25 protein-coding genes are annotated in these 23,335 nt (G+C 42.3%); 11 read left to right on the forward strand and 14 right to left on the reverse strand.

Going from position 1 to position 23,335, the window contains the following annotated elements; genetic code table 11:
* Positions 1-46: 46 nt before the first annotated feature.
* Entirely contained in the window at positions 47-454 is a 408-nt protein-coding gene (locus ACKTT2_RS36130) for an aspartyl protease family protein (RefSeq protein WP_407895803.1), read from the reverse strand.
* 116 nt (positions 455-570) lie between these two features.
* Between ACKTT2_RS36130 and ACKTT2_RS36135 the strand changes: the two genes are divergently transcribed.
* Positions 571-990, forward strand: coding sequence for a XisH family protein (locus tag ACKTT2_RS36135; RefSeq protein WP_407895804.1), 420 nt, complete (start codon positions 571-573; stop codon positions 988-990).
* Positions 978-1,313 (forward strand): XisI protein, encoded by a 336-nt coding sequence (locus ACKTT2_RS36140; protein ID WP_407895805.1) that lies wholly within the window; start codon positions 978-980, stop codon positions 1,311-1,313. The genes ACKTT2_RS36135 and ACKTT2_RS36140 overlap by 13 nt, the downstream gene beginning before the upstream one ends.
* Here ACKTT2_RS36140 and ACKTT2_RS36145 read toward each other — a convergent pair.
* The 8 genes from ACKTT2_RS36145 to surE all read right to left on the reverse strand — a co-directional run bounded on the left by ACKTT2_RS36145 (position 1,291) and on the right by surE (position 9,865).
* Positions 1,291-1,488 (reverse strand): DUF433 domain-containing protein, encoded by a 198-nt coding sequence (locus tag ACKTT2_RS36145; RefSeq protein WP_407895806.1) that lies wholly within the window; start codon positions 1,486-1,488, stop codon positions 1,291-1,293. The genes ACKTT2_RS36140 and ACKTT2_RS36145 overlap by 23 nt on opposite strands.
* Before the next feature lie 224 nt (positions 1,489-1,712).
* Positions 1,713-4,508, reverse strand: coding sequence for a preprotein translocase subunit SecA (secA, locus tag ACKTT2_RS36150; RefSeq protein ID WP_407895807.1), 2,796 nt, complete (start codon positions 4,506-4,508; stop codon positions 1,713-1,715).
* 339 nt (positions 4,509-4,847) lie between these two features.
* Positions 4,848-5,459: a cytochrome C gene (locus ACKTT2_RS36155; protein WP_407895902.1), complete on the reverse strand. Its 612-nt coding sequence runs from the start codon at positions 5,457-5,459 to the stop codon at positions 4,848-4,850.
* Between the two features lie 120 nt (positions 5,460-5,579).
* On the reverse strand, positions 5,580-6,488 hold the full coding sequence (locus ACKTT2_RS36160; RefSeq protein WP_407895808.1) for an AAA family ATPase: 909 nt from the start codon (positions 6,486-6,488) through the stop codon (positions 5,580-5,582).
* Between the two features lie 124 nt (positions 6,489-6,612).
* Positions 6,613-7,626, reverse strand: a complete 1,014-nt coding sequence (locus ACKTT2_RS36165; RefSeq protein ID WP_407895809.1) for a bifunctional riboflavin kinase/FAD synthetase — start codon at positions 7,624-7,626, stop codon at positions 6,613-6,615.
* A 41-nt stretch (positions 7,627-7,667) separates the two neighbouring features.
* Positions 7,668-7,823, reverse strand: a complete 156-nt coding sequence (locus ACKTT2_RS36170; RefSeq protein ID WP_407895810.1) for a hypothetical protein — start codon at positions 7,821-7,823, stop codon at positions 7,668-7,670.
* A 71-nt stretch (positions 7,824-7,894) separates the two neighbouring features.
* On the reverse strand, positions 7,895-8,776 hold the full coding sequence (locus tag ACKTT2_RS36175; protein WP_407895811.1) for an MBL fold metallo-hydrolase: 882 nt from the start codon (positions 8,774-8,776) through the stop codon (positions 7,895-7,897).
* A gap of 291 nt (positions 8,777-9,067) precedes the next feature.
* On the reverse strand, positions 9,068-9,865 hold the full coding sequence (gene surE, locus ACKTT2_RS36180; RefSeq protein ID WP_407895812.1) for a 5'/3'-nucleotidase SurE: 798 nt from the start codon (positions 9,863-9,865) through the stop codon (positions 9,068-9,070).
* A 270-nt stretch (positions 9,866-10,135) separates the two neighbouring features.
* On the opposite strand from surE, the gene pheS reads away from it, so the two are divergent.
* On the forward strand, positions 10,136-11,128 hold the full coding sequence (gene pheS, locus ACKTT2_RS36185; RefSeq protein WP_407895813.1) for a phenylalanine--tRNA ligase subunit alpha: 993 nt from the start codon (positions 10,136-10,138) through the stop codon (positions 11,126-11,128).
* Between the two features lie 59 nt (positions 11,129-11,187).
* On the opposite strand, the gene ACKTT2_RS36190 is transcribed toward pheS, so the two are convergent.
* From ACKTT2_RS36190 to ACKTT2_RS36200, 3 genes are all read right to left on the reverse strand, one after another.
* The gene (locus tag ACKTT2_RS36190; protein ID WP_407895814.1) at positions 11,188-12,642 is read right to left on the reverse strand and encodes a RecQ family ATP-dependent DNA helicase; all 1,455 of its coding nucleotides are present in this window, start codon (positions 12,640-12,642) and stop codon (positions 11,188-11,190) included.
* 787 nt (positions 12,643-13,429) lie between these two features.
* Positions 13,430-14,137 carry a pyridoxamine 5'-phosphate oxidase family protein gene (locus ACKTT2_RS36195; protein ID WP_407895815.1) on the reverse strand — a complete coding sequence of 236 codons (708 nt, stop codon included), beginning with the start codon at positions 14,135-14,137 and terminating at the stop codon, positions 13,430-13,432.
* Between the two features lie 63 nt (positions 14,138-14,200).
* The gene (locus ACKTT2_RS36200) at positions 14,201-14,707 is read right to left on the reverse strand and encodes a GNAT family N-acetyltransferase (RefSeq protein ID WP_407895816.1); all 507 of its coding nucleotides are present in this window, start codon (positions 14,705-14,707) and stop codon (positions 14,201-14,203) included.
* 504 nt (positions 14,708-15,211) lie between these two features.
* On the opposite strand from ACKTT2_RS36200, the gene pdxR reads away from it, so the two are divergent.
* The 4 genes from pdxR to ACKTT2_RS36220 are packed head-to-tail and all read left to right on the forward strand — an operon-like array spanning position 15,212 to position 18,344.
* Positions 15,212-16,684, forward strand: coding sequence for a MocR-like pyridoxine biosynthesis transcription factor PdxR (gene pdxR, locus ACKTT2_RS36205; protein WP_407895817.1), 1,473 nt, complete (start codon positions 15,212-15,214; stop codon positions 16,682-16,684).
* A 30-nt stretch (positions 16,685-16,714) separates the two neighbouring features.
* Positions 16,715-16,975: a DUF4160 domain-containing protein gene (locus ACKTT2_RS36210; protein WP_407895818.1), complete on the forward strand. Its 261-nt coding sequence runs from the start codon at positions 16,715-16,717 to the stop codon at positions 16,973-16,975.
* Between the two features lie 3 nt (positions 16,976-16,978).
* Positions 16,979-17,401: a DUF2442 domain-containing protein gene (locus tag ACKTT2_RS36215; protein WP_407895819.1), complete on the forward strand. Its 423-nt coding sequence runs from the start codon at positions 16,979-16,981 to the stop codon at positions 17,399-17,401.
* Complete coding sequence (locus ACKTT2_RS36220) at positions 17,394-18,344, forward strand: alpha/beta hydrolase (protein WP_407895820.1); 951 nt, start codon at positions 17,394-17,396, stop codon at positions 18,342-18,344. The genes ACKTT2_RS36215 and ACKTT2_RS36220 overlap by 8 nt, the downstream gene beginning before the upstream one ends.
* 191 nt (positions 18,345-18,535) lie before the next feature.
* Here ACKTT2_RS36220 and ACKTT2_RS36225 read toward each other — a convergent pair whose 3' ends face one another.
* Positions 18,536-19,159: a TetR/AcrR family transcriptional regulator gene (locus ACKTT2_RS36225; protein ID WP_407895821.1), complete on the reverse strand. Its 624-nt coding sequence runs from the start codon at positions 19,157-19,159 to the stop codon at positions 18,536-18,538.
* 225 nt (positions 19,160-19,384) lie between these two features.
* Between ACKTT2_RS36225 and ACKTT2_RS36230 the strand changes: the two genes are divergently transcribed.
* Positions 19,385-20,119 (forward strand): SDR family oxidoreductase, encoded by a 735-nt coding sequence (locus ACKTT2_RS36230; protein WP_407895822.1) that lies wholly within the window; start codon positions 19,385-19,387, stop codon positions 20,117-20,119.
* Positions 20,120-20,139: 20 nt separating this feature from the next.
* Positions 20,140-21,036 (forward strand): NmrA family NAD(P)-binding protein, encoded by an 897-nt coding sequence (locus ACKTT2_RS36235; protein ID WP_407895823.1) that lies wholly within the window; start codon positions 20,140-20,142, stop codon positions 21,034-21,036.
* A gap of 147 nt (positions 21,037-21,183) precedes the next feature.
* Here ACKTT2_RS36235 and ACKTT2_RS36240 read toward each other — a convergent pair whose 3' ends face one another.
* Positions 21,184-22,335, reverse strand: a complete 1,152-nt coding sequence (locus tag ACKTT2_RS36240; RefSeq protein ID WP_407895824.1) for an Alr2735 family protein — start codon at positions 22,333-22,335, stop codon at positions 21,184-21,186.
* A gap of 160 nt (positions 22,336-22,495) precedes the next feature.
* Between ACKTT2_RS36240 and ACKTT2_RS36245 the strand changes: the two genes are divergently transcribed.
* Both ACKTT2_RS36245 and ACKTT2_RS36250 read left to right on the forward strand, forming a co-directional pair.
* The gene (locus tag ACKTT2_RS36245; protein WP_407895825.1) at positions 22,496-22,792 is read left to right on the forward strand and encodes a helix-turn-helix domain-containing protein; all 297 of its coding nucleotides are present in this window, start codon (positions 22,496-22,498) and stop codon (positions 22,790-22,792) included.
* A gap of 67 nt (positions 22,793-22,859) precedes the next feature.
* Positions 22,860-23,303 carry an aspartyl protease family protein gene (locus ACKTT2_RS36250; protein ID WP_407895826.1) on the forward strand — a complete coding sequence of 148 codons (444 nt, stop codon included), beginning with the start codon at positions 22,860-22,862 and terminating at the stop codon, positions 23,301-23,303.
* The last annotated feature ends 32 nt before the right edge of the window (positions 23,304-23,335 follow it).

The following is a 23,335-nucleotide window of genomic DNA, read 5'->3' on the forward strand; positions in this document are numbered from 1 at the left end:
TTATTTGATTCCCCATGTTAGATATTGTCAACTATGTTTTAAATCATCAACAAATCTTAGTTCTAGTAAATGCTCCAAGAACTTCCATTGGTGTTACACCTAGCAAAGCATAAGGCACTTCTGTTAATTCTAAACAATCAAAAGTTCCTCGACGGTCTTCAATACATAGGTCAACAGCTCGAAAAATCCGCCCCTGCTTCATTCCGGCTGCTGTCTCCACATTCACTTCTCCAGACTGCACTAAACCTAGGCGATCGATAATAGCAGTGGGTAAGCATAGCATTGTTGCTCCTGTATCTACTAAAACATTGTCCAGGATGCAAGAGCGAACTTCTTCAGGAGAAATAAAACCTCGCTGAGCTAAAACTTGGTCTATGAGATTTGTAAGAGTTAAGGTAACGGTTACTTGTCCCAATTGGTTTCCTGTAAAATTTGGTATGACTAGCTTACTCATTTGAACTAACTCCTGAAAATACTTTCACCTCTTGCGATCTGCCATATGTTTTTTGTTCCTACACAATGTCTCCACTTACTGTAGCATGGAGGTAGGAAATATTATTGTGTGTATTTATGTCTGCTAGAGATGTCTTTCATGAGGTTGTAAAAAAAGCTTTACAGAAAGACGGTTGGCACATAACTCACGACCCATTGACATTTAGTGTGGGTGGTGTAAAAATGTACATTGATTTGGCAGCAGAAAAACTGATTGCGGCAGAAAGGGAAGGCGAAAAAATTGCTGTTGAAGTCAAGAGTTTTCTGGAGCAGTCGTCTGCAATCTCAGAATTCCACACTGCACTAGGACAATTTATCAATTATAGAAGCGCACTGCGACGGCGAGAACCAGATCGGATTTTATACTTGGCAGTACCTTCGATGACTTATAGAACATTTTTTCAACTTGAATTTCCTAGGGAAATGGTGGAGGAAAATCAAGTCAAAATGATTGTTTATAATATTGAATCTGAGGTGATTGTGGAATGGAAAAAATAGTACGATATCGGCAGCTTGTACAACAGATACTTGGAGAGTATGGTAGACAAAAACCCGCCTACGGAGATGTTGAAGTTGAGACAATTTTTGACACGGAACGCGACCATTACCAAATCGTTTATATAGGCTGGGAAGGTCAGGATTGGGTACATAGTTGTATCATACACATCGATCTAAAAGGTGGAAAAATTTGGTTGCAATGGAATGGTACGGAGGATGATATTGCAGCAGATTTAGTTATTGCTGGAGTACCAAAGGAGGATATTGTATTGGGATTTCACTCTCCATTTATGCGGCAGTTTACAGAATATGCTGTAGGGTAGTTAGTACGGCTTCAACCTGTGTTTGAGTTAGCTCATATTCTTGCATGACTTCTTCTTTGCTCATACCGCCTGCAAGAGAACCGATAACAATAGAGATAGGAACACGGGTTCCGGTGATGACAGGAGTTCCGTGGTGAACATTTGGATCTACACTTATGTTTTGTGCAATTTCCATAGGTACTTTCAATAATTTGTGGTTTTCTCTATTTTGCCGTGAAATCTTGAATGTAGTTTAGTTCTGAGTACGGGAGGCGGAGCCTCCTAAAACAACATTCCCAGGCTCCGCCTGGGAACGAGGGAGGGAGTCAGATTTGTATCATTTACAAAGTAGCCATCATCTACTTTCATACATCAGAATAAATGAAAATTTTCTTCTCCCTACTCTCTACTCCCTTTTCCCTAAACCATCTCTGAAGATGTTTGCATCATTGGCTGAGGCTGTGGTTGGAACATGAATAAGGAGTAAACTACGTCTCGGCGGATGTTGACCATCATATCCAAGAACAATTCGTACCCCTCACTCTTGTACTCAATTAACGGATCTTTCTGTCCGTAACCTCGCAATCCTACAGATTCGCGTAAAGAGTCCATCTGCTGTAAGTGTTCGCGCCACAAAGTGTCGATTCTTTGCAAAATAAAGAATCTTTCTGCTTGACGCATTAATCCGGGCTGAATTTGGTCAATTTGAGCTTCTTTGAGATCGTAAGCAATTCTTACTTGTTCGTGTAAGAACTCTTTAATCTCGGTCATTGTCATATCTTCTAGCTGACTTGACTGTAAATCGGCTAGCAGATAAACAAATTCTTTGACTTTTTCAACCAATTTTTCCAATTCCCATTCTTCTGAAGGTAAATCGGGGTTGATGTAATAGTCGGCGATGTCATCCATCGTCTTTTCAGCGTACTTGATCACCTGTTCTTTGAGGTCTTGTCCTTCCAAAACACGGCGGCGTTCCGCATAAATCGCACGACGCTGATTGTTCATCACTTCGTCGTACTCAAAGACTTGTTTGCGAATGTCGTAGTAGTAAGTTTCTACTTTTTTCTGAGCACCTTCCAAACTACGGGTTAGCATTCCAGATTCAATAGGCATATCTTCGTCTACGTTAAATGCTGTCATCAAACGCGAAACGCGATCGCCTCCAAAAATCCGCAGTAAGTTATCTTCTAAGCTGAGGAAGAATCTTGTCGAACCGGGGTCACCTTGGCGTCCCGCACGTCCCCGCAACTGGTTATCAATTCGGCGCGATTCGTGACGTTCTGTACCAATGACGTGTAAACCGCCCTGTTGTACCACCTCATCGTGTTCGTTTTTGGTGAACTCTTCGTACTCGTGCTTAACTCGGTTGTAAGCTTCCCGTAATTTTTGAATGACGGTGTCGTCCGTTGGTGCTTTTTCTGCAGCGATAGCGACTTTATCTTCGGCTTCCAACTCCGATAAACTCCGTTCCCCATAATCCTTAACAGCAAAATCAACTGCATCTTTCAACAATTTTTCTGCTTCTTTTGTCAGTTGAGTTGGGAATACTTGTGGTGAAGCCTTCCAAGTTTTCACCTTTTTACCGGGTACAAAACCTTGACCGCCACCCGTTCCCGCCGGAGGTAAGCCAGCAGCCCGATGGATACCAAAAGCATCTTCATCATCCGGTCTGACAACGCGAGGCATAAAGTATTCCCGTATCTTGAGACGTGACATATACTCGGCGTTACCACCAAGAATGATGTCAGTACCACGCCCAGCCATGTTAGTCGCAATCGTTACAGCGCCTTTCCGTCCTGCTTGTGCGACAATTTCTGCTTCCCGCTCCACGTTTTCCGGTCTAGCGTTCAGCAATTCGTGGGGAATCTCCATTTGTCTCAACAATTGCCGGAGATATTCTGATTTTTCTACACTCGTAGTTCCCACGAGAACAGGTCTACCAAGTGCGTGCATTTCGGCACATTCTTGTGCGATCGCTTTCCATTTACCTGCTTCTGTCTTAAAGACCATATCTGGCAAATCTTGGCGTTTCCTCGTCATATTAGTAGGAATAACCGCAACTTCCAGCTTGTAAATTTTTTCAAACTCTGCTTCTTCCGTCTTTGCCGTTCCCGTCATACCAGATAACTTGGGATACAGCAAAAACATGTTTTGATAAGTAATTGTCGCTAGAGTTTGAGTTTCTGGCTGAATTTCTACGTGTTCTTTAGCTTCAATGGCTTGGTGCAGTCCATCACTCCAACGGCGTCCCGGAAGAACTCGACCTGTAAATTCATCGACAATGACAACTTCTCCATTACGGACAATATATGTTACATCCTTCAGGAAAAGTTCTTTTGCTTTAATCGCGTTAAAAATGAAATGCGCCCAAGGGTCTTCTGGGTTAAATAAATCTTTAACTCCCAAAAGTTGTTCTGCTTCTGCAAAACCTTCATCCGACAGCAGTACGTTCCGAGCTTTTTCGTCTACTTCATAATGCTCGTCTTTCTGTAATGCTAGAGCTATTTCGGCTGCTTTAAGATATTTTTCCGTTGGTCTTTCGACTTGTCCTGAGATAATAAGAGGCGTCCGCGCTTCATCAACCAAGATGGAATCTACTTCGTCAATAACACAGTAATTAAACGGGCGCTGTACCACATCCGCCATAGATGTTGCCATATTGTCCCGCAGGTAGTCAAAACCCACCTCACTGTTAGTGACATAAGTAATATCGCAATCGTAATTCTTCTTACGTTCCGTTGGCGTCATGGATTGCTGAATTAGCCCCACGGTCAATCCCAAAAAACGATGTACCTGTCCCATCCATTCCGCGTCACGACGGGCTAGGTAATCATTCACTGTGATGACGTGAACGCCTTTACCTGTGAGAGCATTTAAATAACTCGGTAATGTTGCAACCAGAGTTTTACCCTCACCAGTCTTCATCTCAGCAATTTGCCCTGTGTGGAGAATAATACCACCCAACAATTGAACATCAAAGTGACGCAGCCCCAAAACTCGGCGTCCTGCTTCCCGAACCACAGCAAACGCTTCCGGTAAGATGTCATCAAGAGTTTCGCCTTTCCCAAGACGCTGTTTAAACTCCACAGTCTTGCCCTTTAGTTCGTCATCCGAAAGGGCTTTTACGTCTTCCTCCAGAAGATTAATGTCTGTAATGTAAGGTTGATATTTTTTAAGTTTACGAGCGTTGGGGTCGCCCAACAAAGTTTTTAGCATGGCAGATTATTGAACAGAATTAAGGGGACGGAAACTAAAGGATTGGGATTAATTATAAACACTTAACCAAACCCAACCTTAAATTGAGATGGGTTAGTCATGAAAATTTGCTCGAAAACAGCATTATTAACAGCCAATCAGATTTCTCAGCGTAGGAATTGAATTTTTATCTTAAATCTAGACTGTTTCAATAGTATCATTTTGCTCACAGTTGAAGCACCAAAGCCCAACTGAGGAGAGGTAGCGATTCCCCTCCTTGGGAGGTAGGGATTAGGGATTGGGGATTGGGGGTAGAAAAGGTAGAAAATTCCCCCTGGTCACTGGTCAGGTGGTCACTGGTCACTGGTCCTGACTGAGGCGACGAAAATTAAAGTCTGAGGCGGATGGGTGACAGGTAACACAACTGCCAATTTGGACGGGCTTTGGTATTTTAACTTGGGGGTGCAATGCCTTAAAATATCGAGAACTACCAACGCGATAGGGAATTTGTTCGTCTTCTAGCAATTGGGAACGAGAGAAAGTAGAAAGATACCTCCAAACTAAAATACGTGGCGGATCGACTAATGGTTTAAGTTGTACTCCATAGTGCTGTGAGTCCTCCAACAAATTTTTCCAAGTTTGGGTAGGAAAAACAGCAGGAGGTAAGGCAATATGACAAGTCGAGCAATTTTCCAAATATAATTCTTGCCCAAGTTGGTGTTGTGCGGGAACGACATCAACAGTACCGACTTCAGAATCAGTGACCAGTGACCAGTGACCAGTGACCAGTGACCAGCGATCGGTGACCCGTGACCCGTGAGAAGAGGGAGTAGAAGGTGCGCCTTGAGCATGAGTTGCCATTGCTAAAAGCCAACCCATAACCAAACTCCAAGCCAGAATAACTAAGAGGAACCCAAGCGGCGTTCTCTTTAATTTTTGATTGCGGAATTGACGTTTAACAATCTTTGACATTTGTTTGGGAATTTTGGATTTTAGATTTTGGATCGATTGCTGCTCACTGGTCACTGGTCACTGGTCACTGGTCACTGGTCACTGGTCACTGGTCACTGGTCACTGGTCACTGGTCACTGGTCACTGAACAGGTACAGAACGTAATAATCGTTCCATCACCGTTTTTGCTCTGCGTCCTCCACTCGGTATCAGACGATGGCAAAGAACGTAAGGTGCCAAGAATTTTACATCATCGGGAATGGCATAGTCTCTCCCCAACAGAAAAGCTAGGGCTTGAGTTGCTCGTTGTAAAGCAACTGTACCGCGAGGACTGGCACCAAGTGTAATTTCCTCATCGTGTCGCGTTGCTCGCACTAAGTCAAGAATATACTGTTGTAGTGAAGTATCTACCTTGACTTTTGAACATATTCGTTGTAATTCCTGTACTTCTGCTAAAGAGATACAGGGCTGTAAATCGGCGACATTGGTACCTTCTTGATGGCGTTGCAGCATCTGAAGTTCTTCTGCTTCAGTAGGATAGCCGAGACTCACGGATAACATGAATCGATCCATCTGCGCCTCTGGTAGGGGAAAAGTCCCTTGATATTCAATTGGGTTTTGAGTCGCAATGACAAAAAATGGTAAGGGAACGTTACGAGAAACACCATCCACCGTGACTTGGTGTTCTTCCATCACTTCTAGCAAGGCTGACTGGGTGCGAGGTGTAGCACGATTGATTTCGTCTGCTAGTAGGACATTAGCAAATACCGGACCCGGAAGAAAAGTAAATTCACCGCTTTTTGGATTCCAAATATTAGTACCTGTAATATCAGTTGGGAGTAAATCGGGAGTACATTGTAATCTTTGAAACTTACCATCAATAGAACGAGCTAAAGATTTGGCGAGGAGGGTTTTGCCTACCCCTGGTACATCTTCTAATAAAGCATGACCGCCTGCTAGCAAGGCAACGAGTACTAACCTTATTGCCTCAGCTTTACCAACAATCGCTAGTCCTAGGTTTTGTGTTAAAGCGTCAATTTGTTGTCTCATAGTATGGGGATTGGGGAACTCGGGGCCCCCTCTGGGGATAAGGGGCAATAGAGATTGGGGATTGGGAATTAGAACCTTCCCCAGTCGCTAGTCCCCAGTCCCCAGTCCCCATTATTATTCCCAACTAACCAGCCAAAAATGCTCTTGCAGCAATGCAGTCTTGTTGAATTTGTTGTTTTAGGGCTTCTAATGAAGAAAATTTTTCCTCGGGTCGTAAAAATTGTTCTAGCTGTACTGCTAGTTTTTTACCGTATAAATCGCCAGACCAATCAAATAAATGGACTTCTACGGATTGATACGTACCATCTACTGTTGGACGGTTACCTATATTCATTACGCCTAAGTAAGTATCTTCTGGCTCGTTCAGTGTCTCACTGAGAGTAAAAACACGAACTGCGTAAACCCCAAAACTTGGCAAAAATTTATCTTTTGGCAACTGTAGGTTGGCAGTGGGAAACCCAATTGTTCTCCCAATTTGTTGACCTTTGATGACGTGACCTATTAAGGTATAAGGTCTTCCTAACAGCTTGTTTGCTTGACAAACATCACCATTCTGTAGAACTTGACGGATGAGTGAGGTGCTAATGCGAGCTGGGAAATTAGAATCGCTGGGCTCGCTGTTGTCTGCAGTTTCAGGAGATGCACAAGTTTCTATGGGAACAATGGTGACGGGAATGTCAAACTTGGCAGCAAGGATTTGCAAATCTCGAGCAGTCCCACTACGATTGGAGCCAAAACAAAAATCTTGCCCGACACTAATCCGTTTGGCTTGTAATTGTTGGATGAGAATTTTTTCTACGAATTGTTCGGGAGTTAACGCGGACAATTCTTTATCAAAGGGTAGCAGTACTAATTGTTCTACCCCAAGCGATCGCAACTGAAAAATTTTTTCATCCAACGGTGTCAACCAGGTGCGGGCGCGACCTGTGAAAAATTCTTGAGGATGGGGATTAAAGGTGACCACCGTGGAGTAGGCGTGTGAGGATGCCGTGACATCAGACAATATAGGTTGAATAACCCGTTGGTGACCGCGATGCACGCCGTCAAATTTGCCTAGAGCAACACACGTCGGTGTTAGAGCCAATTCGGTTGAAGAAGTAACCCACACAGAAAACCCATTTTGAGACAGATTTAGCACGTCGATTCTGGGATTTTAGGAATGTTTAAGCTATCAGCTAATTAGCGATAAGCCGGGGGAGGCTTGCGCCAAAGGCGATCGCGTCTCAGCCTTATTATAATTTTCGGCTGATGAGTGATGGCTAACGGCAAACTGCTTGAGTTAGCGGTTAACCGTTTTTTGCTGAGAGGCTGTTGGCACTTGCGTGCAAAGCGCATAAGCTTCTAATCACCAATCTAATCCAAAATCTACCTTTACTTCCTTGATACATCTTTAAACAAAGAATTTCCTAACACCGAAAAGATTCTGATAAAGTAATGGGTACGGGAATTTGAAGTACCATGCCTTCACGTGCCATCACAGCCCCCGGATATTTCTCTGCTGCTTCTTGACCGACACGATCTAGAAATTCGTCATCGTGAGAGGGGTCGTGATGGTAGATAACTAAAGTTTTGACATTAGCCGTTTGAGCTATTTTCACAGCTTCCTGCCAAGTAGAGTGTCCCCAACCAATTTTAGGTCTGGTTAAAGAATGGTACTCTTCATCGGTATAAGTAGAATCATAGATAAGAATATCAGCATCGCGAGCTAACTTAAGAACATTTTCATCTATTCTGTCAGGAAAATGTTCGGTGTCAGTTACGTAAACAGCAGATCTTCCGCGCCAATTTACCCTGTATCCTACAGCTTCACCAGGATGATTGAGTGGGGCAGTTTCTACAGTAATATCATTAATATATATTGCACGTCCCGGTATGACATCGTGAAAATCCAGATTCGCCTGCATGATTTGCAAGGGAACCGGAAAATTGGGATGCAGCATTTGGTCATTGAGACGCTGTTCTATGGTGGAGCCATCAGGAGCGATCGCACCATAGATATGAAAAGTGTTTCCCATAATAAAACCCGGGCTAAAGAAGGGAAACCCTTGCATATGATCCCAATGGGAGTGGGTGAAAAAAATATGTCCTTCTATCGGCATTTTGGACAACAAAGATTGTCCTAAAACGTGTAAACCCGTGCCTCCATCAAAAATTAAGCGTTTGCCGCCCACTTGCATCTCAACGCAAGGGGTATTACCGCCATAGCGAACGGTGTCAGGTCCCGGACAGGGAATACTGCCGCGAACGCCCCAAAAATACACGGAAAATAAATTTTCTACCCTAGACATGAGTTTTGCTTGCTGGACTGAGTGGGCGATCGATACAAAGAATTTTTACTTTAATTATTAAGTTTATGCTGTCTTCAGGCTTTTCTTAAAAAAGAACTTTTCAGGAAGACAGCGTGCTCTGGTAACACATTGTTTTTGTTTTTAGGAATGAAAAAATTTTTAGCTGAGTTTTCATATCTTTAAATATTTATCTATCGTTTATCCTCAAAATGGACTCCTCACTTTATAACCTAAATTTTGCCCAGTTGCATTTCGGTAACTAGACGGAGTTATCCGTACATTTTATAAACTTTATGGAAACTTAAATTCCCACTTAGATAATTCACTAAGTCCCCGTGCATAGGTAAGATTGTATTGTAAAGGTGTGATACTGATGTAGTTTTCACGGATAACGCGAACGTCAATAGGTATGTTCTGAGAAAGATTCAAACCAATCGGTGGTTCAACGTCCTCCAGAACTTCACCAGTTAACCAATAATAAGTTTTCCCCCTCGGATCGACTCGCTTATCAAAAACATCGACATAACGTCGCACGCCTTGACGGGTGAGAGTCACCCCGGTAATCTCTTCCCATTTGACAGGAGGAATATTGACATTAAGTAACATCAACTCTGGCAAGGGGTTTTTCTCAATTTGCCCTACTAAAATTTTGGCAAAATCAGCAGAGGGTTGAAAATCCTTACTTTTGTGGCTAGCAAGACTAAAGGCGATACTAGGAATCCCCTCAATCAAGCCTTCCATTGCTGCAGACACAGTACCAGAGTAGAGAATTTCAGTCCCCAAATTGGCACCGTGATTAATACCAGAAAGAACTAAATCTGGCGGGGATTCCAACAAAGCCCACAGAGCCAACTTAACACAGTCAGAAGGAGTGCCATCGCAAGCCCAAGCCTTGACAGTTGGATGAAAGATAGATTCCACAATTTCAGCACGGATTGGCTGGTGTAGAGTTAACCCATGTCCGGTAGCAGAACGTTCCCGATCCGGACACACTACATTCACATCGTGACCTGCTTCCGCTAAGGTGTTGGCAAGAGTACGAATACCCAGAGATGAAATACCATCATCATTACTAATTAGTAATTTCATTGTTAGTAGTTAGTGGTTAGTTGTTAGTTGTTAGTTGTTGCTGGTCACTGGTCACTGGTCACTGGTCACTGGTCACTGATTGAGCAAGAATCTAATATAATAGTTTAGTCCTGGGTGCAGGAAAACAACAGTTTGGCTTTGACTGCTGTCTTTGGCTTGTGGATGCCATGCTAACGTCATTCGTTCTTTGCAAATAACAAATGACAAATGACCAATGACAAATGACAAATGACCGATGACAAATGACTATTAACTAATGACTATTAACTAATGACTAACAACTTAGAAGCGCAACTTTTAGCACTGCAAGAGGAAGGAGAAAAGGCAATCGCCGCCGCCGATACACTAGAACGCCTTGAAGAACTAAGAGTCAGCTACCTGGGTAAGAAAGGTCAGCTAGGGGCGCTGTTGAGAAGTATGGGTCAATTGAGTGCAGAAGAAAGACCAAAAATTGGGGCGATCGCAAACACGGTAAAAGATGCCCTACAAGACAGTATAGATCGGCAACACGCAGCTTTAGAAAAAGCTCAAATTCAAGCACAGCTAGATGCTGAAACTTTGGATGTAACAATGCCAGGAATCTACCGTCCTCAAGGTCGCGTCCATCCGCTCAATGGGATAATCGATAAAGCAATAGACATCTTTGTTGGTATGGGCTACACGGTAGCCAACGGTTTAGAGATGGAAACCGACTACTACAACTTTGAAGCACTCAACACGCCTCCGGATCACCCAGCCCGCGATATGCAGGACACATTCTATCTACCAGATGGAAATCTCTTGCGGACTCATACCTCGTCAGTACAAATTCGTTACATGGAAACCGAGGAACCACCCATTCGAGTCATCGCTCCCGGACGAGTTTACAGAAGAGATAATGTTGATGCGACTCACTCAGCAGTTTTCCATCAGATAGAACTTTTAGCAGTCGATGAAGGGTTAACCTTTACCGACCTTAAAGGAACTGTAAAAGTATTTTTACAAGAAATGTTTGGCGACGTGGAAATTCGCTTCCGCGCCAGCTATTTTCCCTTCACCGAACCCTCTGCAGAAGTTGACTTGCAATGGAACGGTCGCTGGTTGGAGGTGATGGGTTGCGGAATGGTCGATCCAAACGTACTTAAAGCTGTTGGCTACGATCCAGAAGTATACACTGGCTTTGCTGCGGGCTTTGGAGTAGAACGTTTTGCCATGGTACTCCACCAAATCGATGATATTCGCCGCGTCTATGCCAGCGACTTACGTTTCTTAAGACAATTTTAGAATTATAAATTATGAATTATGAATTATGAATTAAAAATTCTCAATTCATAATTCATAATTTATAATTCATAATTTTTTAAGCAATTATCACAATGCCCGCAATGCCAGTTGACTTCTTTGTGAAAACCAAAAGCGTTCAATAAAAATCCCCAACGGCATTGCTTAGTTAGAAGATACTGGCTCATCTGCTTGGTAGCACTTAATTGTGTGACGGGTGAGGTTTTTGTACCGGGAAGAATTGTATAGTGGAATGGGTCGAGCCACTTGAGTTGACCGCTACTGTGCAGTAAAGAGAGTGCGATGGCACCTTCAGAAAATTGTTGTGTCACTGTTGCCACTTCACCAGTAGAAGGCAGTTTTTTCGCAAGTTGCTGAGCGGAGTTTTGGAGCGATCGCACTTTCTTTTCAAAGAACTTTTGCCTTTGTTTGTCCTCTGGATCTAACCATCCTGTAGGTTCGCTTATTAAAGTTAGGGCTTGGGCTGGTTTACCATCTCTTCCTGCACGTCCAATTTCTTGAACGTACTCTGATAGCAGTAAGGGTGAGTGAAAATGAATCACCCAACGGCAATCACTTTTGTTGATTCCCATACCAAAAGCAGACGTACAAATCACAAAAGATATTTCTCCACTCAGCCATTTTGCTTCTACAGCGCGACGGTCTTCTGCACCCAGCCCTGCATGATAGCTAGTGGTAGAGTATCCCTTCTGTTGCAGCCATGCAGCTAAATCTTCACTATCTTGTCTTGTGCGAACGTAAATCAACCCACTTTGTTTTGTTTTATCCTTCAAAAACTTCAAAATCTGTTGCTTTCTCCCCCTTGGCGTCCAAGCTATGCGAACAGAAGGGTTAATGTTGGGACGGTAAGGATTGATGCAAAACACTGTCGGTTCGTGTAATTGTAGGACTTGTTGAATTATTGCTTTGGCTGTGGGGTCAGCAGTAGCAGTGAAAGCGGCAATTGCTATCTTTGTTCCAACTGGCTTAGATTTAAGGAGTGCAGGTCTGACAGCTTCCAATCTTCGATAAGCAGGTCTAAAAGTATCTCCCCACTGCACCAAACAATGTGCCTCATCTAAAATCAGAGCATTAATCATAAGTTGAGGTTGACACAATCTTTCCCATACGGGTGGACTGAGTAAAGTCTCCGGCGACAGGTAAAGCAACCGCAACTGTTGTTTTTCTAAAGCTTGCAAAGTTTTCCGTCGTTGAAACGTTGGTAACTCACCATGTAAAAGAGCAGCTGCTAAGTGACGTTGTTGTAATTCCTGTACTTGGTTTTCCATTAGCGCCACTAATGGCGAAATCACAAGCGTAAGTCCAGTTTGTAATAATGCTGGTAACTGAAAACAGATAGATTTCCCACCACCTGTGGGCATGATAATCAGTGCATCTTTTTTCGCCAATAAACTTTGAATAATTTCTCCCTGCGGTGGTCTAAAGTCCTCATAACCCCAAATTTTTTGAAATGCAGCGCGGACTTCGTTCCATGATGTTGTAGCAGGGTTATTCATAAGTAGCTATAGAATAGACAGTAATTAAATACACTCTTCAATACTGAGGATTTGAGTCCGGAAGTTTATGTATGATATGTGGCAAGCTGTGTAAAAGTTGTAAAATATACGTAGGGTAAATAGTCTCTCTTCTTACCTCTGCGTACTCTGCGCCTCTGCGGTTAAATAAATTATTTTTGAACCTTCTAGGCGCACCAAAGCGCAGAGAAAAAAGATGAGGAATTGCTATCTGGGGATCTTGACACAGCGGTATACTTTACAAACATTCTCTAAAGTTGGGAGGGTGAGGTCTGTAGAACTCTCGCTAAGATAGAAGTCTATACCCACGCTCGATACTATGCACTCCTATTTACCACTTGATTTAATTGGGCAGCAATTGGAATCCCTTGAGCGAGCGCAAAAGTTATAGAAAAAGTTTTAGGTAAAGAATAAGTGCGATCGCGTTTAAAATCCAAAAGCTAAAGCATCAAGCATATACTTACTTTTCTCAGTTTATTAATTGAATACAATAGCAGGTTTTATTTATTTAGACCACAAAGAATGAATTCTTATCCTTTCCTACCCGAAGATTACTTATTTGTATGAACCGCCAAGAGGCAAAGGACACGAAGAAAGAGGAAAAGAAAATCGTAATCTTATAGTGGAAAGGGAGTAATTTGCGCCTTTGTGACGGCAGGCGCTACAACGGGGGGAACCCCCGCAACGCGCTGCCTCGTCTTTGCGTGAGATAAAAAAGATGTAATTCATTGTTGACTATTGTACAAAAATCTTCTCTTCACCTTTGTAATTATATCGTGTATTTTTGTACATAATTTGGTAAAGACACTTTAGTATTCAAACGTGAATCTGGAACTGCATTTCCTGTAACTAGTTTTAAAGGCAAAACACCAGCCCATACTGGTAAAGCATAATCAGCTTCATCATCTTTTGGTGGTCCTGTCCGCACCTTAGCAGATGCTTCTGTTATCGGCAATGAAAGCACTAAAGTTCCTTCTAATTCCTGACGATTGGGTTGCCGTACTTCTGCCCATCGTTCCGGTACAATATGCTCGGTAAAAGCTTTCAATGCTTCTAACTTCTGTTGTGTATCTTGTACTAGAGTCGCCGTACCAAATATGACGACGGAACGGTAATTCATAGAATGGTGAAATGCGGATCTTGCTAGAACTAATCCATCAAGTAAAGTCACTGTGACGCACACTTCAATCCCATGAATTAAAGAACGAAGCATACGACTTGCTGGGGAACCATGGATATAAAGTTTGTCTTCAATTCGACCGTAAGCAGTAGGAATAACATAGGGTTGGTTATCAACAACAAACCCTACATGGCAAACTAATCCTTCGTCTAAAATTTCATAGATTACCTGAGATTCGTAATGACCCCGTTGCGGAACTCGCTTAATCTGATTGCGTTTTGTAACAGTCAACAGTTCGCCATCGCCCTGAGCGCAAGCCGTTCCCGCCTTATCACTTTGATTATTTAATGTAGTCATAAATGTGTATCCCAATTACAAAAAAACGAAGTAGAGCGAACAATACTCAAGTTTCTGAATATTTTACAAATCTAATTGCATACCATTACTACTAGAAAAACCAAGACTCTCATAAACTGGTTTTCCTAATGGAGAAGCGTTGAGAACTACCCGCGTACAACCAATCTCTTTCAAATAGGTGACAGCTTTACTTGTCAGTTGCTTGGCAATTCCTTGTCGGCGATATGAAGGTTCAACATAAACGCCCCAAATATATCCGTATTTGCGGTATTCTTGCTTGATAATATTTGGGTAGAGACCGCTATGGAGCTGGCAACTGGCAGAACCGACAACTGCACCTTCAACCTCTGCCACAAAAGCTTTATAGAATAACTCTCGACGTGCTTTTTCTACAAACTGAAGGGTAATATTTAACCAATCGGGTGCGATAAGCCGGGTACGGCTTGCGCTCAGGGCGATGGCATCATCTGGAAACCCTATGTCCAACCACATTTTATAGAAATGCTCGGCAATGAGAAAGTCTTCTGATGCCGTTGCTTCTTTGATAATGATTCGTTGTTCAATCAACATAAAAGAAGTATGAAGGATGTAAATGTTTTACTTTATCCTTCATACTTTTCCTAAGTTGTCTTTAACAAGAGCCACTTTTGTTATTTTGTATAAGTCCACTTTAGTAGGTCGTCATAACTCAAGCAAACTTAGCTAATAATTTTTGAACTAACACAACCTCAGTAAACCTCGCTCTTGTGGTACGGGCTTCTAGCCCGTCCTATAGAACAGAACGGAGACGGGCGAGGACGCCCGTCCCACTAAATGCAATGATTCACCAAATGCAATGATTGTAGTTTCCATAAAGTGACAGCCTATGAACTGTTAACATATCAGTACACCCTGTATATACACTTCTAATGACTAGCAAAGAATACTCGCTATTGATGCGACTATTTCTTGATTTTGCACTAACAGAAGCGATGAAAAATAATACGTGGCAGCCTTATACTACGGAAATGTCGGAGGCTGCTCATAAATTGATTAAGGTGTGGAATTAGATGATGATTTGATAGAAGATGCCTAATGGATTTTGCCATTACGATAAACAGCAATTCCCCAATACCACTCCACCAACAGCTTTACGAGGAACTGCGCCAAGCTATTTTGAAGGGACGATTGTTACCTAGCGATCGCATTCCTTCCACCCGTCAACTTGCTAAATCTCTAAGTATTTCCCGCACGACTGTAACTCAAACCTACGATCGCCTTTTAAGTGAGGGTTATATAGAGACTGTTATGGGTTCAGGTACTTTCGTTTGCTCTCAACTTCCCGACGATCTATTGCGTTCAGCACCAGTTCAATCGACCGGAACAAAAACTCGTCCGCCAGTTCAACTCTCTAAATACGGAGTCGGTTTACTTCAGACAGAGAATGTACCAAGAGTTCCCGAACCGGAATTGTTAATTAACTTCCGCTACGGGCGACCTGCTTTTGACCAATTCCCCATAGAACTATGGCGCAAGCTGCTGTCTCGCTACTGTTGCTCTAACTTGGAATGGCTGGATTATTCAAGAGATATTCTGGGATACAAACCTTTGCGAGAAGCGATCGCACGCTACCTCTCCCGTTCCCGTGCTGTCAACTGCGATCCAGACCAAGTGTTAGTTGTGAACGGCACACAGCAAGCACTAGATTTAATTATGCGTTTGTTCATTGAGCCTGGGAACGTTATTGCCATGGAAGACCCCGGTTACTTGAGTGCAAGACTCATTTTTGAAACGCAAGGCGCAAAACTTTTACCTGTTACTGTCGATGAGTTTGGTTTGGTGGTTGAAGACTTAGCACGTGCAAAAGAACAAATCCGGCTCGTGTATGTCACACCCTCTCACCAATTTCCCACAGGAGCAATACTTTCTCTGCCAAGACGTTTGGAATTACTCACTTGGTCTGGTGCAACTGGGGCATTTATCGTAGAAGATGATTATGACAGTGAATATCGTTATGGCGATCGCCCTATTCCTGCCTTACAAGGTTTAGACAAAAGCGACTCAGTTCTCTACATCGGTACGTTCTCAAAAGTACTGTTTCCCTCCCTAAGAATTGGTTATTTAGTGTTACCAAAAAGCTTAGTTTCTGTTTTTGCTCGTGCAAAATGGTTAAGCGATCGGCATTTACCACTACTAGAACAGCAGGTGCTTGCAGACTTTATTGAGGAAGGACATTTAGAACGACATATTAGAAAAATGCGAGCGGTTTACGACAAACGCCGTCAAGTTTTGGTGAAAGCCTTCAACATGAATTTTGGAGAGAAAGCGACGATATTAGGAGAAAAAGCAGGAATCCATTTAATGGTGAGGTTGCAAACACCTTTTAGTGATGAAGAGATTATGCAACGTGCAGAGCAAGCAGGTGTAGGAATCATGTCTGCTGCCCCTCATTATCTTAGACAGCATTTGACGGGTGAGTTTATTTTTGGTTATGGTGAATTGACAGAGCAGCAGTTAGTGGAGGGAATTTACAGACTAGCTTACAGTTTGAACAATAATTCTTATTAAAACTATCATAATTACACAGTAGCAAAGCCAATGCCCGAAATTAGCCGATTTTTTGGAATTCTTATTACTATGTACTATAACAACCATCCTCCGCCACACTTCCATGTTCGCTATAATCAACAAAAAGCTATAGTTAGCATTGAAACATTAGAAATTTTAGAAGGTGAGCTAACCTCTAGGCTATTTAAACTGGTATTAGAATGGGCTACTTTACATCAATCTGAATTAATGGCAGATTGGGAACTGGCAAGGGATAACCAACCTTTAAACAAAATTTTACCACTGGAGTAAATTATGTTAAAAGATATAGTCGTAGTTCAACCACAAGAAAATTATCAACTACACATCTGTTTTGAAGATGGCGTCGAAGGAGTTGTTGATATCAGTAAAATTGTTAAATTTACTGGTGTTTTCGCTCCCTTACAAAATCAAGAATACTTTACTCAGGTTGAGGTAAATCTTGAGGTAGGTACCATTCAATGGCAATCGGGAGCAGATCTAGACCCAGATGTACTTTACGCCATTGTATCTAAAGAACCTATTCCCAATTATCAGTTAAAGCGTTTAGAAGCGTCGGAAGATGCAAGAGATGTTACTAATTTTCAACGTGCTATGACTGAGAGCAATGAGGAGTCTTATTCAGTAGAAGAAACGATCGCTCACTATAACAAACTTCATGGCACCAATTTTACAGTAGAGAATGTTCAGAATGACTGAATCTCAGCAACTTGCTTTACGTAAAAAAAATCTGTTTCATCATTACAAACTATTGATATCTATTACAGGATTATTGGCGCTCGCTTACCTTTCTACTTGTGTGTTGCTCTTTTTGCGACAGCGTTACATTATATTTCGCCCCAATCCTAAAATTCTAACATTACCCAGTTCTCCAGATTTTAGACTTCCCTATCAGGATGTATTGATATCAACTGCTACTCAAGGCGAAAATCTTCACGGTTGGTGGGTTAGCGCACCATTACCTCAGGAGAAATTTTTAAAAATTCCAAATGAACCCGTGCAGGTTCTTTCTTCTCCTAAAGTTGTTTTGTACTTTTGCGGTGCAGCAGGAAATAAAAGTTACTACAATCACGTAGCAAGACTGCATGGATTAAGGCAGTTAGGATTTTCTGTCTTGGTAATTGATTATCGAGGATTTGGTCGCACTCAAGGTTCATTTCCTAGCGAGTCGCAAATTTATCAAGATAGCCAAGTGGCTTGGAATTATTTAGTAAAAGAAAAACACATTCCTCCCAATAATATTGTCATATATGGAGAATCCTTAGGGGGTGCAGTGGCTCTAGATTTGGCGGTGCAACATCCAGAAGTGAGGGGGCTCATCATGCAAAGCTCGTTCACATCAATGGTAGAAACAATCAAGCACAGAGATGGGTTTTGGTTGTTTCCCGTTGATTTACTTTTGACACAACGTTTTGACTCACTCTCCAAAATTCGCTTTCTACGTGTTCCAGTTCTGTTTATTCATGGAACCGCCGACACTGTTGTCCCATCATACATGAGCCAGGAACTGTACAACGCAGCTTCACAACCCAAACAAATTTTGCTGATTCCAGGCGGAGGACATTTCCAAATTTATCAACCAGGAAGCAATTCATACTTACGAGCGATCGCAAAATTCATAAAAAAAGTGGAACTTCAGTAGAAGTACTCTTCCCACTATTTAGATTCACCTCTTTACTCTGCGTCCTCTGCACCTCGGCGGTTCAAAACTTCCTACTATCCACGTCAAATTCCACAAAATCCTCCAAATGCGTATTAAGCAATCGCAGTTTACTTCTTGCTTCATCCTAGGTAGTCGGCTATATAGGCGTCCACAAGCGTTTTCCTCAATACCTAAACTTGTATTCCCACCATAGCCAAATTCACCAATTCTTTGGCAAAAGAGTCATCCAACGGTGCATGCTTCAACAACAACCGATACCAAACCGGACCATAAATTGCATCAATCGCTAATTCCAAATTTAAGTCCGATCGCAATTCACCCCGTGCAATTCCTCGTTCTAAAATGGTGTATGTAGCTTGTCGGCGGCTTTGCACAAATTGCTCGTAAAATACTTTAGCCACCTCTGGATCTGTTTGAGCTTCCGCAATGAGTCCGGCGATGGCATTACCTGTAGGGGTTTTTTTCAATAGGTTAAACAGTTGTTGCAAAATTGTGTATAAATCTTTTTGCACTAAACCTGTATCTGGTGTAGAAATCTCGCTTGTGGCTTGGGTAGCGCAGGCTTCCATAATAACAGCTGCTTTGGATGACCACCACCGGTAAATAGTTTGCTTCCCTACTCCCGCACGAGTTGCGATCGCTTCAATACAAACACTTCCATAACCCTTTTCTTCCAACAACTCCGAAGCCGCCTGAAGAATTGCTTGATGGGAACGCTGATTTCGCCTGCGTGTTGAAGGTGATTTCGCGGGAGATTTTATTTGAGTGCGGTTATTCTCTACCTTTTGTGACATAAGTATAGACTGCTTCTTTTGTAAGACGTAACGTTGCGTCTAATTAAAGTATATGCAAGATTTGAGGAATCTGGTAAACAAGATAAAACAAGAATTAAATATATTTCGCAATAATATGCAAGATGGCAGCGTCTGAAATTCTATAAAATACTGAAGCTTCTAAAACAACAAAGACTTGTCAAGACATACTCTTCTGAGACTATACAAATTAAGCACAACCAAATTATGCAGAATTACGACAAAAAAATTGCCTTGGTAACAGGTGCTAACAAGGGGCTAGGTTTTGAAATTAGCCGTCAACTTGCAAAAGCAGGGTTGACCGTCCTTGTAGGTGCTAGAGATGAAATCAAAGGGGCTGAAGCTGCGGAAAAGTTACAAGCCCAAGGACTTGACGTACAATCTATTAAACTTAATGTGACTGACATCTCTTCTATTGCTACAGCTGCCAAAAATATTGAAGAACGTTTTGGCAAGCTAGATGTTTTGGTAAACAATGCGGGTATTTTTCATGACTGGGGTATAAATCCCAGCGATCTTGACTTAAAAGTTTTTAAAGAAACATTTGAGACAAATGTCTTTGGTGCTTTTGCGGTACTTCAAGCAATGCTCCCCCTTATTCGCAAGAGTAATGCAGGTCGAATAGTGAATATTTCAAGTACGCTTGGTTCCCTTACGGATACTCTCGATCCAAACTCACACTACTTTCAATTCCGAGGTTTAGCTTATCAAGCATCTAAAACAGCACTTAATGAAATTACGGTACAATTTGCAAAGGAACTTACTGATACTCCAATCAAAGTCAATTCTGCTTGTCCTGGTTGGGTACAGACAGATATGGGTAGTGCGGATGCACCAGGAACAGTAGAAGAAGGTGCTGACACTCCTGTATGGCTTGCTACACTACCGGAAGACGGTCCAACAGGTAGTTTCTTTAATTCACGCAAGCCCGTTCCTTGGTAATTTTTAGTGGTCAAAATCAGATGAGTCCTTCAAATCCTGTTGCTTTGATTCTCGGTGCTACTGGTAGAACGGGTTCTCACCTCGTTAACTTGTTGGAACAAGACGGTGGTTCAGATCACCTTCAGTTACGTGTTGCCATTCGCAAACCCGAACAAGCAGAAACTTTTACAAAACGAGGTATTTCCACCGTACATCTTGACCTTGACCAGATATCGACTTACGAAAAAGCACTACAGGGCGTACAGCATCTTTTTATGGTTACTGGCTACACCGTAGATATGCTTAGCCAAGGTAAAAACTTGACAGATGCAGCCAAAGACGTTGGAGTTGAATATATTGTCCATGTAGGTACTTTCCATCAACCCGGTTGTCCGCAGACAAAGTTAATTCGCCATTATATTTGGCATCAACTTGTGGAAACTTATATTGAAGCTAGCGGTATTGGTTGGACTCATCTTTGTCCCAACGCTTTCATGCAAAACTTTTTCGGTGCTGTACAAGATGGAAAACTTCGTATGTTCTTCGGTCAGGAACGTGTCGGATTGGTAGATTGTTTTGACCTTGCGCGTGTTGCAGCAGTAGCGTTGCGTTCTCCCCAAAAGCATATTGGGCAAAAGTATTTCCTAAGTGTAGAAGCCCTGACTATGAATGAAGCCGCACAAATTCTTTCGGAAGAACTTAGCAAAGCGATTACATACGAGCCACTTCCCGCCTCCGATTTGCGAAAGCTACCCATCGGTCAAACAATGGAACCTGCTTACTTTGAATGTATTGTTCGTCAGATGGAATTGCTACAAGCCGGACAACTTCCTGACTTTGCTGATACTTATGACAATATCCCACAAATTCTTGGAGAAAAACCAACTTCGTTCCGCGAATTTGTCCGAAATAATTTATCTGCATTTGAGAGTGCCTAATATTGCCTCTGAGAAAAGCGCTTCTTGAGTTTGGAAATTTAAATCCAAAATCTTCATAATTCAATGGGTTTTCTGGCGATACGGCAGTATAGCCGTTAAGCTTCGCTTATCGCACTAATCTAAATTCATCCCCCTTCAAGCAAAGCTTTACCCATCACCTCTTAACTGTGCCAAAAAAGCATCCAACCTCAATGCACTCACCACTTCCCCTAACACATTTCCCAGTCGCCGCACCTGATAAACACCCTCTCTCAGTTCTTGAAAATCAACAATCAAGCCAGCCTTTTTCGCCTCTCTTAGTTTTCTCACCTGAATTGGCATTAACGCTCTAACTCGCTTCTTCTCAACTGGTGTTAGCGCCTGCCATGCCTCTTGCTTGTAGTCTTCACGAACGGCTACAGCAACTCTTATTTCCTCCCAAGTTTTAGCTACTTGAAACGTCTCAATCAACTCTTCTAGGGGCGATCGCTCAACAGATGATACAACCCGTTCGAGTTGAGGTAAGTCATCAGACTCCGTACTATCGAAAGTCCAATCATTTTTTTCCGGTGCAGGCTCGAAAGTCCATTCACCCTCCGTGGTTTCTTCAGACACCTCAACGTCCACGTTTGAGTCCTCAACCCAAACTTCTTCACTCCGTGACTCAAGGCTTTCCACTAACACTAATCGACCTTCGTTGTACGCCTGCCGTAATGCTATAGCCTCAGCTACAATGCTCTGTGCCGTCAACCCTTCCTCATCCATCATCTTTTGCAATGTTGTTCCCGTGCGATCGTCCGTTTCGTGAATGGGTGGGATTTGACAGTATCTCCCACCATTCTTTGTCCGCCGCCAGATGCTGGTTTGTTCTTGTTTTGGTTCGCTGAGTTGTTGCTGCTTGGCAATCAGTTCTCGAACTGTTTGTTGATTAATTTCCGGTGAAGAGAGCAACCGATCGATAACGCTTTGGTACTTTTTGGGGTTATTTGCCAAGCGGAAGAGCGTTGCTGGCTCGATTTGAGCTAAATCTTGACTTGAAAAGTCCTTGAAAGCGATCGCTACTTTTAAGTACTTGCGGTCTTCATTTTTCCAACCGTACTGCTTTATAAGCTTTTTATACTCCTTATTAGATAAATGCTCTTTCTGTTGGGCAAGCATCATAGCGTGGGTCAGGATGTTTTGGGTTGACCAAGCAAGTCCATTAAAAGAATCACTAGGGGTTTCTGGTGCTATGGCATTGGCTTGGGCAAAAATGTACTGGTTGAGTTCTCGTTGAGCAAGGACTTGTTCGTTTGACGCAAGAGCTTGAAGTTGTGGCATGATAAGAAATAATTATGGGTTTTGTTGAAGGCGATCGCTATAAGTAAGCAATCGCCTTCGTTGTTCTCTTTATTATAGCGATTAATCGTTTAAATGGTTTAACCATTAATCAAGAAAAATGTTAAATTAGTAATCGACAATAGGAACGAAGGATTTTTGTATGACAGCAGTACTAATGAACCCTCCCGTTCCACCCAAATTTACAAAAAGAGACGAAAGAAGAGCTGTGCAGCAGTCGAAGGTAAAAATTCGTTGCCGCTTGCAAGATTTAATTGATGCTCAAGGCATGACGAGATCTGCATTAGCTCAGGCAACAGGGCTTACAAATGCAGCTATTAGAGGATTGTGCGAGAACATTGCAAAGCGCTATGATACCGATACTTTAGCTGTTTTATGTGATTTTTTTGGGTGTGGAATGGGTGAGTTGTTTGAAGTCATTCCAAAGGAGTTTAAGTGATACACAGTCATGAAATTATCCCCATATCTTTAACTAACATAAAGGGATGCTATTGAAGGAATTAACCATGTCAAAAACAGATACGCGCAACATGGGAATAATTACAACTACAATTATTGTTACAAATCTAGTAGATGAAATTTTGGCAGAGCGCGGTTTTATTTCTCAAGAGGAAATTCGTTCTGTAACTCTTAATAATGTTTTGGTTGATACTGGAGCAACACGTCTTTGCTTACCTACAGATATGATTACTCAGTTAGGTTTACCTTTGGCAGGAGAAATTGATGTCAAAACTCCCACAGGTATCTGTAAAACTAAGCTTTTCAAACGTGTAAGTTTGACTGTAGAAGGTCGAAAGGGCGAATTTACCTGCACAGAATTGCCAGGAGGGGAAGATCCGCTTCTTGGCTTAATTCCACTTGAAGAATTAGGTTTACAATCTGATGTTATCAATCAACAGCTAATTGTGCTTCCCGAACAAGGTCGTGATACATATCATGCTATTTTGTAGTGTTATGCCAACCTTGATAGTGGGGCTGGTAA

Source organism: Scytonema hankhaensis NUACC26 (genome assembly GCF_045865695.1).
Taxonomy (GTDB): domain Bacteria; phylum Cyanobacteriota; class Cyanobacteriia; order Cyanobacteriales; family Nostocaceae; genus Scytonema.